Source organism: Achromobacter sp. NPDC058515, from assembly GCF_042721735.1.
In the GTDB taxonomy this organism is placed as follows: Bacteria; Pseudomonadota; Gammaproteobacteria; order Burkholderiales; family Burkholderiaceae_B; genus Achromobacter.
The window spans coordinates 112,702-124,339 of record NZ_JBHXNI010000018.1; the positions used below are offsets into that span (position 1 = coordinate 112,702).

Here is an 11,638-nt window from a genome sequence, read left to right on the forward strand (position 1 = left end):
AAGAACTTAACTAGATGGAGGATGCAGCCTTGTTGCTCGACGCGTTATCGACGTTCACCCGTGAGAAGAAATTCAATCGAAAAGGGTCTTTGTGCGTGGCACTGATAGTCACTGATGTCGCTAGGCAAAAGGGCCTTCCTTTGGATGCTGATGCGTTGGTCACGGACGGTGGTGGTCAGGTCCTTGGTCTGGGGAGAAGCGCCGTTCAGAATGTGCTAGGAAGATACGGGATCACGAGGGTTTTGGCGTCTGAGGGTGGTCGGACGAGTAGGGGAAGCATCGGCAACATGCGGGACTATGTCGGCTTCTTGAATAGCCTTGTTGTGACGGGTGCCCTGGACCTGGATATCGTTGAGAATTTTTGGATAGCTAGAACCCGCGAGTTCTTCGCGGCCAAACCTTTCAAGATCAGGTTGGATGGCGCGCACGGACTGCGGGCCCTCGTCAGAGACTTGTTGGATCAGGCTGAGGAACGGCAGCGTGAAAGCGCAGGCACGATGTACGTTGGGGCGGTCATGCAGCACCTTGTGGGAGCAAAGCTTGATTGCGTAATGGGGGCTGGAAAGTTTGAGCACAACAGCTTCACGACTTCTGATGCTCAGTCTGGTCGATCCGGCGACTTCTTCATTGGTGACGTTGCAATTCATGTCACCACGGCGCCAGGCGAGGCGGTAATTTCGCGTTGTCGCGACAATCTGAACGATGGCTATCGGCCAGTGTTGGTTACAAGACGCAGGGGTGTGATGGTGGCGGAAGCTCTAGCGGACAACGCTGGTCTGGGCTCCCGCATTGATGTGTTCGAGATTGAGCAGTTCGTGGCCGCCGGGGTGTACGAGCTAGGCGATTTCACCGCGCCGGGTAGAAGAAGCGCAGTGACAGCGCTCTCCGAGCGCTACAACGAGATCATTGATGAATTCGAGACAGACCCGTCCCTGAAAGTTGAGTTCAGATCGTGACCGATAAGTGGCTTCCTCCGTACTACGTCGTGGTGTAAAGTGACGCGCGAGCCTACCGCTCCAAGCATCTAGGACAGAGTTCGCAGCCCGTCCGATCGGATCCGAGCTAATGTATCGAAAGCGAGTGTGATGATCGGGACGCCGAGGGCTGGCAAAGCATGCCCAGGGCGTTGGTCGATCGCAGATGTTGGCCCGCGGTAAAGCTATCAATAGCGGCGGTCCCGTCGTTCCCGGTGAGTTGTATGGACAACGTTAGTCCTAAACGCCGCTCAGAAATCATGCGGCAAGTACGGTCGAAGAATACGAGTGCTGAGCTAGTCGTTCGACGTATTGTGCACGGCTTGGGATACCGCTATCGGTTGCATCAAAAGGATTTGCCGGGAAAACCTGACTTAGTATTCGCTGGACGAAGAAAGGTGATTTTTGTGCATGGCTGTTTTTGGCATGCGCATGAGAATTGCAGTCGAGCACGCATTCCTGGGTGCAATCGACCTTACTGGGAAGCGAAGATTGGACGCAATGTGAGTCGTGATTCGGCTCAGCTTTCTGCACTGCTTCAGGAAGGCTGGGAAGTAATGGTGGTTTGGGAGTGCGAGTTGCGCGATGGCGCGATGCTCGAAGTGAAATTGAGGGAGTTTTTGGATGGCTGAGTTTTATGAGTTCTTCGCAGGCGGCGGCATGGCGAGAGCCGGCCTAGGGAAGGGCTGGACTTGCCGTTTTGCTAATGATTTTGATCCCAAGAAAGCTGCTAGCTATGCCGCCAATTGGGGTAACGATCATCTGGTGGTAGGGGACGTTGCTGCAGTAGCGTTGAATAACCTGCCTGGCCATGCTGATCTAGCTTGGGCGTCTTTCCCATGTCAGGACCTTTCATTGGCGGGCTCCCGAGCCGGGTTGAAAGGAAGCCGTTCAGGAACATTTTGGTCATTCTGGTCCTTGATGCAAGGACTGTCTGCGGCGAGACGCGGTCCACGTTTGATCGTGTTGGAGAATGTCTACGGATTGCTAACGTCGAATGGTGGTAAGGACTTTTCCGAGTTGGGTAGGGCCATTACGGAATTGGGCTATCAATTCGGCGCAGTATTGATGGACGCCGTGCATTTCGTGCCCCAATCGCGGCCAAGATTGTTCGTAATTGCCGTTGCTTCAGACGTCTTCATTCCACCGGGCCTGATACGGCAAGATCCCAGTGCATTGTGGCACCCGCGTTCGCTCGTCGAAGCTAAATTCAAGCTCTCGAAGCCTGTTCAAGATCGATGGGTGTGGTGGAATATCCCCGCGCCGCCCATCCGGGAAGCTGTTTTTGCCGATCTGATAGAAGATGCGCCTAGTGGGGTTCAATGGCATACGAAAGAGGAGACGCAAGCTCTTCTCGATATGATGACCCTCGTTAACCTCGAAAAGGTACGGGCCGCAAAAAAATCGGGGGAACGGCGAGTAGGTGCGCTTTATCGGCGTACCCGTGATGGTGTGCAGCGGGCAGAGGTCCGGTTTGATGATGTGGCTGGGTGCCTGAGAACCCCTGGCGGAGGATCTAGTCGGCAAAGCATTCTTGTCGTGGAGGGCAAGCGAGTCCGCTCGCGTCTGCTCTCGCCCAGAGAAGCGGCGCGCCTTATGGGGCTTGAGGATACCTATATTCTTCCTGCGAAATATAACGATGCCTATCATCTAATGGGTGATGGTTTGGCTGTACCTGTGATTGCTCATCTGTCTCGGTCATTATTAGAACCGATCGCTAATGCTAGGGTTGAAGGGGCGGAATTGGCAGCTTAGATTCGCGAAGGGCGGTACGGGAGTTTGCGTGCCAGATTGCAATTCCCTTTCGTGGGTGAGAGACGGCAGTCTGGCGTTAAAGCTCCAATTATTCAGCTTATCAGTAGGTCTGCGAGCCTTTGATTGCATTCCTTCGATGCGACAAATTCAGGCTTCACGCTACCGCATTCGGGCTCATCTTCCGCATTCCATAGGTCTAGTAGGAGCGGATGACGCTGGACCTGAATTTCAGGGCTAATGTATCGCAGGGCATGCCGCAGCGTTCGATGCACTTCACTGACTCTCCTCTCTTGCCTAAGTCCGCCCGTCGAGAGTGTGCAAAGGTCTGGATGAAAAACACGGTTTGGCAGCGGCCATTTGCCTATCGTGTTTCCGGCTATCACTATGGAACGGCGTTAGTGCTGCAGCAGAGCCAGCAGACGGCAGCAGGGGCGCGACTCACGCTCACAGGCCAAAGTAGGCGAAGGCCGACGCTCCAGACCTCGGGTGCCGCTATAGCTATGGTGACTAGACTTGCGGCCCTCTTTTTGTCAGCCTAATTATTTGCGCCGATGCCTGAGATGGGTTTCAGACTGGAGGAACGTTACGCCCGAATTTCTTTCAGAATGATCGGAACAGTGCGGCCCATCAACTTGTAGGCGCAGCGTGACGAACGTCGGGCGGACTGGGCTACACGGCAAGTCTGTCTTTGGGCCTGTCGTCCTGTACGACGGGCTGTGCGGTGTGCCTTACGGGGCTTGATCGTTCGTTCGGAGCTACCGGAGAGCATGCACTGAAAATGGAGCGGTTCCGCATGTCGACGAAGATAGTTCGCAATATCGATGACCAGCCAAGGGCAGGTATTCGGGCGAATGGAGCCCATTGCGGAAGCTCGGCGGAGGATGGGATTGGCCACATCGGGTGTACGACTTTTAGCTCTGATCAGATGAGTGGCGCTTCGTTGTTTGAGGCTATCCGTGCGCGGCTTGTGTCACTGGGTTGTATCGAATTAAATCTTCCCCCACGATCCGCACATAGCCGAAACCAGCGACTTGACTTCCTCAAGTCGCCGAATGGCTAGGCGGCACGACTTGTGCCCCACCTTGCGCGGATTTCGGTCTCACCAAGCAGCGCCGATACCATTCCCGCGACATCCGCGCTTTCCCTAGTAGTCCCCATATCCTTATACGATTATCGTATTTTCAACTTACCCCTCCCCGGGGCAAGCACACAGCCGAGGCAACGCGGGCTGGCAATGAGATGCACGTTTTCGGACGATCCTCCTTATGCCTACTTCAGCTTCCCGAGTACTGTTGAAAAAAGACTCTGTCGCCCCGTTCCAGTCAGAACCCAATCTGACGGACCGGGTCACGGAGATGCTGCTGGATGAGATCACCAGCGGCGACTATCAAGTCGGCGAGGTCCTCCCTCCGGAGCAGACCATCGCGACCCGGCTTGGCGTTTCGCGCACGGTGCTGCGCGAAGCGGTTTCCCGCCTGAAGGGCGATGGCATCGTGCAGAGCAAGCAGGGCCGTGGGCTGACCGTCATGCAGACGGCGCGGCCTTCGGTGCTGCGCATGCAGGCGGCCGATATCGGCGATGCCGATCAGGTGCTGCGTATCGTGGAACTGCGCCGCGGCTTCGAGATCGAGGCCGCGCCGCTGGCGGCCGAGCGCCGCAGCGAGGAAGACCTTGCCGCCATGCGGTTGGCCTTGCGCAAAATGGCCGACGCGATCGCGTCCGGCGATGTGGCGGTGGGCGTGGATGCCGACATGGAGTTCCACCGTTGCGTGGCGCGCGCCACGCGCAACGAACACTATCTGAATTTCTTCGATTTCCTGGCGGTGCTGCTCAAGAAGAACCTGCGCGTGTCGCGTTCACGGTCGGCCAAGATCGCGGGCCGCGGCGCCCAGGCGCAGAAGGAGCACGAGGCCTTGTTTGCCGCCATCGAGAAAGGCGACGTGGAGCTTGCGCGGCAGCATGCGCGCACGCACGTCGACAACACGGAAGCACGTCTGCGTACAGCGGCGGCCACGGCGGAAAGACCGTAGGCGCCCATTCAGGGCATCCTCCAAGGGGAAGTGGTGATGGGTCATAAGACGATCGATGAGTTGGTGCGCGCCGACGAGGGGCTGGTCAGCCGGTCTATCTTCGTGGACGACGAGATCTTTCAGAAGGAGCTGCGGCAGGTGTTCTCGCGGGCCTGGCTATTTGTGGGGCATGAGAGCCTGGTGCCCAAGCCGGACGACTACTTCGTGTCGAAGATGGGCACGGAGTCCGTGATCCTGACGCGCGACCGGCAGGGACAGATCCAGGTCATGCTCAACAGCTGTGCGCACCGCGGCATGAAGCTGTGCCGCTATGACCACGGCAACAACCGGACCTTCACCTGTCCGTATCACGGCTGGAGCTTTTCCACCGACGGCAAGCTGGTGGAGAAGCCCGGCGAGCTGGTCGGGGTGCCCGGCCATGCGACGCACTACAAGGGCGAGCTGGACAAGAAGCAGTGGGGCCTGAAGACGGTGGCGCAGGTGGTGAACTACAAGGGCGCCATCTGGGCGACCTGGGACCCCGATGCGCCGCCGTTTCTGGATTACCTGGGCAATATGCGCCTGTACCTGGATGCGGCGCTGGACCATCGCGATGGCAGCGCGGGCGGCTCCGAGGTGATCGGCGGGGTGCAGAAGTGGCGCGTGAAGTGCAACTGGAAGTTCGCGCCCGAGAATTTCATTGGGGACCTGTACCACGACATCAGCCACCGCTCGGTGGACATCGTGGGCATCGGGCCGGGCGGCGGCAAGGGGCGGCGCGATCCTTCCGCTACGCGGTCGGCGATCTGTTTTCCGGAACTGGGGCATGGGCTGCTGGGCCGGCTGCCGTTCTATGAAGAGGGGCCTTACGCGCCTCAATATGCGCGCTATCCGGAGGTGGAGGCCTATTTCCGGCAGATCCACGAGCAGCGCGAGCGCACGCTGGGTTCGGCCATGCGGGTGCAGACCAGCGTGGGCACGATCTTCCCGAATATGTCGTTTCATGGGCGCCAGCCGCGCACGCTGGCGGTGTTTCATCCGGTCAGCGCGACCGAGATGGAGATGTGGCGCATGTACCTGGTGGACAAGGACGCGCCTGAGGTCGTGAAGGAGGCGATGCGCCATTACTTCCTGCGCTATTCGGGGCCGGGCGGCATGACGGAATCCGACGACATGGAGAACTGGACAGGCGCCACGGACGCCAGCATGGGCGCGATCTCGCGCGAGCTCTATTTCAATTACCAGATGGGCGTGGGCCACGCGCAGCCGGTGCCCGAGATCCCGGGCTGTGCCGTCAACGGCGAGTACACGGAAGAGAACGCGCGCATCTATTACCGGCGCTGGGCGCAGTTCATGAACGGCCTGTCGTGGGACCAGCTGATGGCGGGCGCGGTGCGCGTCGAGGAGCAAGCGGCATGAACGCGACCATCGAGAACGCGCCGCCCGCGGCGCAGGATTGCAGCGTGGACGACATGCAGGTCTGGTGGCAGGCGCAGCGCTTTCTGCACTACGAGGCCGATCTGCTGGACCATCGCGAGTTCGAGACCTGGCTGGGCCTGCTGGACGAGGACATCGCCTATCGCATGCCGCTCACGCGCAATGTGCGCCGGGACGCCCTGGCGCAGGAGTATTCCGGCAAGCAGGACGCCGCCTGGTTCGACGAGGGCATCGATACGCTGCGCCAGCGGGTGGCGCAGATCAAGACCGGCATCCACTGGGCCGAGGAACCGGCCTCGCGGGTGTCTCGCCTGGTGACCAACATCCGGGTGCTGGACGTGGCGCCGGACGAGGGCGGCGGCGAGCGGGTGCGGGTGCGTTCGCGCTTTCTGATCTACCAGAACCGACTGCAGACCGAGGTCAACCTGTTCGTGGGCAAGCGCGAGGATGTGCTGCGCCGCCGCGACGGACGCTGGACGATTCTGTCGCGGGAGATACACCTGGACCAGAACGTCCTGCTTTCCAAGGCGCTCACGATCTTCTTCTAGCGCTCTCGATCCTTCGCAATTCGATGGTTTTCTTTCCACTCGGGGCCAGTCCGCCGACAGGGCGAGGCTCGTCCATACCTGGAGTCGCAGCATGCATAGACGCACTGTATTGAAAGCCATCGCCGGCGGTGTCGCGATGGCGACGGCTGGGTTGTCGCGGGCCGCCGACGGGGCATTTCCGACCAAGCCGCTGCGCCTCATCGTGCCCTATCCGCCGGGCGGCGTGACCGACGTGGCGGGGCGGCTGGCGGGGGAGATACTGGGCCGCAAGTTCGGCCAGCCCGTGGTGGTGGAGAACCGCCCCGGCGCCAACGGCATGATAGGCAGCCAGCAGGTGGCCACGTCTCCGGCGGACGGCTACACGCTGCTGCTCAATGGCCTGGGCGGCATGGTGCTGCCGATGGCCACCGTCACGGGGCTGCCGCTGGACATGTCGCGCGCTTTCACGCCGATCGGGCAGATGGCCGAGTTCATCAATGTGCTGATCGTGCGGGCCGATTCGCCGATACGCAGCGTGGACGACCTGATTGCGGCGGCGCGCGCCCGCAGCAAGGACGGTTTGAATTACGGCTCCAACGGCATCGGCACGTCGGTGCACCTGACCACCGCGTTCTTCGCGCAGCGCACGGGCGCCAATCTGCTGCATGTGCCGTACAAGGGCAGCGGCGAGATGCTGGTGGACGTGGTCAACGGCAACCTGGATTTCAGCTTCAGCAACCTGCCGCCGGTGATGGGGCTGGTCCGCAAGGGCTCGATCCGGGCGATTGCCGTGACCAGCAGCTATCGCAGCAAGCAGCTGCCGGATGTGCCGACCATGGCCGAGCAGGGCGTGGCGGATTTCGATGTGACGAGCTGGCTGGGGCTGTATGGCCCCGCCGGGCTGCCGCCGGAGCTGGTGCAGAAGCTGAGCGCGGCCTTGCAGGAAGGCATGGCGCAGCCGCAGTCGGTGGAGACGCTCAGCGCGGCGGGCTTCGAGCCCCGGCCGTCCGGGGCTGCGGCGTTTGCGGAGTTGAACCGGGCGGAGCTGGCGCGCTGGAAGCAGGTCGCCAGCCGCGCCAATATTTCCCTGAAATTCGGAGCATGACCGTTATGGAATCTTCTTCCCGTTTGCAGCGGGTGCACACGGCCATCGTCGGCGCGGGGCATGCGGGGGTGGAGTGCGCCTGGGCCCTGCGCGCGGCGGGCGTGGACGGCGATGTGGCGCTGTTCGGCGCGGAGGCGCATGCGCCCTACGAGCGGCCGCCGCTGTCCAAGGCGCTGCTGACCGGGGGAACCTGCGCCGAGCGCATCGCGTTGCGGGCCGACAGCGCCTACGAGAAATCGCGCGTGGTGGTGGTGGCGGGCGATCCGGTGGTCGGCATCGATGCGGCCGCGCATACCTTGCGCACCCGTTCCGGCCGGGTGGTGAGCTATGAGCATTGCGTGCTGGCCACCGGGGCCAGCGCCCGCGGCATCGCGGACGTGGCGGGCGAGCAGGTCTATTCGGTGCGCGGCCTGGACGACGCGCACCGGCTGCGCGAAGCGCTGCGCCCGGGCATCCGGCTGCTGGTCGTCGGCGCCGGGTATCTGGGCCTGGAGGCCGCTTGTTCGGCGCGCAAGCTGGGCGCCGAGGTGCTGGTGCTGGAGCAGGGCGGCAACGTGATGGCCGGCAAGGTGTCCGAGCCCACCGCCACGCGCATCGGCGACATGCACCGCGAGGCCGGCATCCAGATCCGCCACGGCGCGGCGGTGGCGCGCTGGGAGCGCACCGCGACGGGCTGGCGCGCCCACTTGGCCGATGGCGATGCGCTGGACGCGGATCTGGTGCTGGTCTCGATAGGCGCCATCGCCGAGACCGCGCTGGCCGAAGCGGCCGGCCTGATCTGCCTGGACGGGGTGGTGGTGGACGAGTGCTGCCGGACCTCGGCGCCGGATGTCTACGCCATCGGCGACTGCGCCAGCGCCTTTCGGGGCGAGCTGCAGCGCCATGCGCGCATAGAAAGCGTGCAGAACGCGCTGGCGCAGGCGCGCGCGGCGGCGGCGGCCATTGCCGGCAAGCGTCCGCCCGCGCCGCGTCCGCCCACGTTCTGGTCCGAGCAGCAGGGCCGGCGGTTGCAGATGGCGGGCCTGGTCAATCCGGCCGAGCCTTGCCGCGACGTGTTGCTGCCCACCGCCAAGGGATGGCTGGTGGAGCGCTACCAGCAGGGCCGGCTGGCCGCGATCGAAGCGGTCGACAGCCCCGTGGAATTCATCAAGGGCGTGCCGCGCATCGGCACGCCGGAATCCGCCTCATGAGCCGTGTGAACAAAACCCAGGGGAGGCATCATGCCCTTTGCCATATTTGAGTTGCCCGACGGCGCCGAACAGGTGCTGGACGTTCCCGACGACTGGTCGCTGATGGAGGCGGCCCGGCGCGACGGCCTGGACGGCATCGTCGCCGAATGCGGCGGCGGCGCCATCTGCGGCACCTGCCATGTGCAGGTGGACGCCGCCTGGCATGCCCGGCTGGAGCCGCCGGGCATGGCGGAGGAAGCCCTGCTTGAAGTGGTGCCGGAGCGCTGCGCCACCAGCCGCCTGTCCTGTCAGGTGATCATGACGCCGGAGCTGGACGGCATCCGCGTGCGCGTGCCGTCCGCGCAGCTTGAACTCTAGCCGCGGCGCAAAGGAGCAAACCGCCATGGCCGACAACAAATCCATCAACCTCGTCGATCTGCAGGCCGGCGTGCGCGTGCGCATGGCCGGCGGGGCGCTTGCCGAGATCGTAGAGAACCCGCAGGACGGGTTCTGGCTGATCGTCCGCTACCTGGACCATCCGGCCGAACCCGCGCTGGTCGACGCCGGTGAGCAACAGGTGTTTGCCACCGATGTCGAAGCAATCGAACCTTGAACCTTCTGGAGCCGTAAATGAATCAAAAGCCCAAAGTCATCGTATCCGCGCCGCTGCCTGCGGATTTGCGCGAGCGCCTCGCCGAGCGTTGCGAGATCGTCGACGTGCCCACCGGGCAGAATCCGGCCGAAAGCGTGCCGGCGGAGCTGCGCGCGCAGATCGCAGGCATGGTCTGCACCATGCGCACCAAGGTCGATGAGGCCCTGCTGGACGCATTGCCGGCGCTGAAGGTCAGCTCCAACTTCGCGGTGGGCTTCGACAACGTCGACCTGCCCGCCGCCACGCGGCGCAAGGTGCTGATCTGCAATACGCCCGGCGTGCTGGACGGGGCGGTGGCGGACGTGACCATCGGCCTGATGCTGTGCTTGTCCCGCAATCTGGTGGCGGGCGACGCGTTCGTGCGCAGCGGCGCCTGGACCAAGGGCGCGTTTCCCTTGACGCGCGACATCCGCGGCAAGACGCTGGGGCTGCTGGGCATGGGCCGCATCGGCCGGGTGGTGGCGCGAGCGGCGCAGGCCTTCGACATGAAGGTGGTCTATCACAACCGCCGCCAGGACCCGCAGGCCGAAGGCCTGGCCACCTACGTCGAGCGGGATGAATTGTTCAAGGTTTCGGACGTGCTCAGCGTGCATATCCCGCTGTCCGCCGAAACGCGCCATTCCATCGGCAAGCGCGAACTGGGCCTGATGAAGCCCACCGCCTATCTGATCAACACCGCGCGCGGGCCTGTCATCGACGAAGCCGCGCTGGTCGAGGCGCTGCGCGCCGGTACGATTGCCGGCGCCGGACTGGACGTGATGGAGCAGGAGCCGCTGCCGCCCGCCAGCCCGCTGTGCGAACTGCCCAACGTGGTGCTGCAGGCCCACGTCGGCAGCGCCACGCACGAGACGCGGCGCGCCATGATCGACCTGGCCGTCGCCAACCTGATGGACGCGCTGGGCAACGAGAAGCCGCAGGCCATGGTCAACCCGGAGGTCTGGCAGGCGCGCGCCTGACGCGCAGTCTTGGGAGGGCCGCCCATCGCGGGCGGCCCTTGCCGTTTACTTGCCGCCGTAGTCCACGACGATTCCGGCTAGCTTGGCCACCTCGCTCCAGCGCTTGAACTCCGCGGCCGAGAAGGCCTGGAATTCAGCGGCGTTGCGCAGCTTGGGCTCGAATCCGGCGCCGATGATGCGGGCCTGAAACTCGGGCGTCGCCAGTCCGCGGACGATAGTGTCCGACAGCTGCGCGATGATGGCGGGATCGACCTGGGCGGGTGCGTACATGCCCAGCCAACTGGTCACGTCGAAGTCCTTCATGCCCTGTTCCTGCATGGTCGGCACCTGGGGCAGTTGCCTGGCCCGATAGGCGCTGGTCACCGCCAGCGCCTTCAGGCGCTTGCCTTCCACCATGGGCAGCGTGGGCGGCAGGTTCATGAAACAGACGTCCAGGTCGCCGTTGGCCGTGCCGACCAGGGCGTCGGCCGCGCCCTTGTAGGGCACGTGGTCGAACTTCAGGCCGGTGCGCATGGCGAAGAGCTCGGCCGTCATTTGCGACGAGCTGCCGACGCCGTTGCTGCCGTACAGCGGCTTGCGCTTGCTGGCGCGCAGGTGCTCGATCAGTTCGGGCACCGTGTTGGCGGGGTGATCCACCCGCACCACCAGCGCATTGACGAATTCCGCCACCTGGGCGATGGGCAGCAGCGCGGTGGGGATGTCGATGGGCAGTCCGCGCAGCGTTGCAGGCGGCAGGACGTTGTGGCCGAGGCCCCCGGTGGTCAGGGTGTAGCCGTCGGGCTTGGAGGCGGCGGCGGCCTGCATGCCGATGACGCCGCCGGCGCCGGCGCGGTTTTCGATCACCACGCTCTGGCCGTATTTGGCGTAGAGCAGGTCACCGACCAGCCTCCCCGCAAGATCGGTGGCGCTTCCGGGTGTGGACGAGACGATGATCTTGATGACTCGGGACGGGTAGGGCCCGTTCTGCGCCCAGCTTCTGCCTGTCAGGCTCAGGCCGGCGGCGGCTCCCATCAGCTTCAACGCACTGCGACGTTTCATGACGACTTCCCCTTGG

Annotated in this window: 12 protein-coding genes; 11 read left to right on the forward strand and 1 reads right to left on the reverse strand. The window is 63.2% G+C overall.

Going from position 1 to position 11,638, the window contains the following annotated elements; all coding sequences use genetic code 11:
• Nucleotides 1–29: 29 nt before the first annotated feature.
• The 11 genes from ACFWP0_RS25690 to ACFWP0_RS25740 all read left to right on the forward strand — a co-directional run bounded on the left by ACFWP0_RS25690 (nt 30) and on the right by ACFWP0_RS25740 (nt 10,584).
• Nucleotides 30–956, forward strand: a complete 927-nt coding sequence (locus ACFWP0_RS25690) for a DUF4928 family protein (protein ID WP_377846984.1) — start codon at nt 30–32, stop codon at nt 954–956.
• Between the two features lie 242 nt (nt 957–1,198).
• Nucleotides 1,199–1,606, forward strand: coding sequence for a very short patch repair endonuclease (locus tag ACFWP0_RS25695; protein WP_377846986.1), 408 nt, complete (start codon nt 1,199–1,201; stop codon nt 1,604–1,606).
• Nucleotides 1,599–2,729, forward strand: a complete 1,131-nt coding sequence (locus ACFWP0_RS25700; protein ID WP_377846988.1) for a DNA cytosine methyltransferase — start codon at nt 1,599–1,601, stop codon at nt 2,727–2,729. The genes ACFWP0_RS25695 and ACFWP0_RS25700 overlap by 8 nt, the downstream gene beginning before the upstream one ends.
• Nucleotides 2,730–4,021: 1,292 nt before the next feature.
• Nucleotides 4,022–4,759 carry a FadR/GntR family transcriptional regulator gene (locus ACFWP0_RS25705; RefSeq protein ID WP_234103189.1) on the forward strand — a complete coding sequence of 246 codons (738 nt, stop codon included), beginning with the start codon at nt 4,022–4,024 and terminating at the stop codon, nt 4,757–4,759.
• Between the two features lie 36 nt (nt 4,760–4,795).
• Nucleotides 4,796–6,157, forward strand: coding sequence for an aromatic ring-hydroxylating dioxygenase subunit alpha (locus ACFWP0_RS25710; protein ID WP_377846990.1), 1,362 nt, complete (start codon nt 4,796–4,798; stop codon nt 6,155–6,157).
• On the forward strand, nt 6,154–6,723 hold the full coding sequence (locus ACFWP0_RS25715; protein WP_377846991.1) for a 3-phenylpropionate/cinnamic acid dioxygenase subunit beta: 570 nt from the start codon (nt 6,154–6,156) through the stop codon (nt 6,721–6,723). The genes ACFWP0_RS25710 and ACFWP0_RS25715 overlap by 4 nt, the downstream gene beginning before the upstream one ends.
• 91 nt (nt 6,724–6,814) lie before the next feature.
• Nucleotides 6,815–7,807, forward strand: coding sequence for a Bug family tripartite tricarboxylate transporter substrate binding protein (locus tag ACFWP0_RS25720; RefSeq protein ID WP_377846993.1), 993 nt, complete (start codon nt 6,815–6,817; stop codon nt 7,805–7,807).
• Nucleotides 7,808–7,812: 5 nt separating this feature from the next.
• Nucleotides 7,813–8,997, forward strand: coding sequence for an FAD-dependent oxidoreductase (locus tag ACFWP0_RS25725; RefSeq protein ID WP_377846995.1), 1,185 nt, complete (start codon nt 7,813–7,815; stop codon nt 8,995–8,997).
• A 30-nt stretch (nt 8,998–9,027) separates the two neighbouring features.
• A complete protein-coding gene (locus tag ACFWP0_RS25730; RefSeq protein ID WP_377846997.1) occupies nt 9,028–9,354 on the forward strand; it encodes a 2Fe-2S iron-sulfur cluster-binding protein in 327 nt (108 codons plus the stop codon).
• A 25-nt stretch (nt 9,355–9,379) separates the two neighbouring features.
• On the forward strand, nt 9,380–9,589 hold the full coding sequence (locus tag ACFWP0_RS25735; RefSeq protein WP_171663004.1) for a hypothetical protein: 210 nt from the start codon (nt 9,380–9,382) through the stop codon (nt 9,587–9,589).
• Nucleotides 9,590–9,606: 17 nt separating this feature from the next.
• Complete coding sequence (locus ACFWP0_RS25740) at nt 9,607–10,584, forward strand: 2-hydroxyacid dehydrogenase (protein ID WP_377847000.1); 978 nt, start codon at nt 9,607–9,609, stop codon at nt 10,582–10,584.
• A 45-nt stretch (nt 10,585–10,629) separates the two neighbouring features.
• Here ACFWP0_RS25740 and ACFWP0_RS25745 read toward each other — a convergent pair whose 3' ends face one another.
• Nucleotides 10,630–11,622 carry a Bug family tripartite tricarboxylate transporter substrate binding protein gene (locus tag ACFWP0_RS25745; RefSeq protein WP_377847002.1) on the reverse strand — a complete coding sequence of 331 codons (993 nt, stop codon included), beginning with the start codon at nt 11,620–11,622 and terminating at the stop codon, nt 10,630–10,632.
• Between the last annotated feature and the right edge of the window lie 16 nt (nt 11,623–11,638).

Bases quoted from the DNA above. Each gene is read 5' to 3' on its own strand.
- ACFWP0_RS25735 (WP_171663004.1), top strand. From the start codon at position 9,380: ATGGCCGACAACAAATCCATCAACCTCGTCGATCTGCAGGCCGGCGTG.
- ACFWP0_RS25695 (WP_377846986.1), top strand. From the start codon at position 1,199: ATGGACAACGTTAGTCCTAAACGCCGCTCAGAAATCATGCGGCAAGTA.
- ACFWP0_RS25725 (WP_377846995.1), top strand. From the start codon at position 7,813: ATGGAATCTTCTTCCCGTTTGCAGCGGGTGCACACGGCCATCGTCGGC.
- ACFWP0_RS25715 (WP_377846991.1), top strand. From the start codon at position 6,154: ATGAACGCGACCATCGAGAACGCGCCGCCCGCGGCGCAGGATTGCAGC.
- ACFWP0_RS25745 (WP_377847002.1), bottom strand. From the start codon at position 11,622: ATGAAACGTCGCAGTGCGTTGAAGCTGATGGGAGCCGCCGCCGGCCTG.
- ACFWP0_RS25700 (WP_377846988.1), top strand. From the start codon at position 1,599: ATGGCTGAGTTTTATGAGTTCTTCGCAGGCGGCGGCATGGCGAGAGCC.
- ACFWP0_RS25710 (WP_377846990.1), top strand. From the start codon at position 4,796: ATGGGTCATAAGACGATCGATGAGTTGGTGCGCGCCGACGAGGGGCTG.
- ACFWP0_RS25740 (WP_377847000.1), top strand. From the start codon at position 9,607: ATGAATCAAAAGCCCAAAGTCATCGTATCCGCGCCGCTGCCTGCGGAT.
- ACFWP0_RS25720 (WP_377846993.1), top strand. From the start codon at position 6,815: ATGCATAGACGCACTGTATTGAAAGCCATCGCCGGCGGTGTCGCGATG.
- ACFWP0_RS25730 (WP_377846997.1), top strand. From the start codon at position 9,028: ATGCCCTTTGCCATATTTGAGTTGCCCGACGGCGCCGAACAGGTGCTG.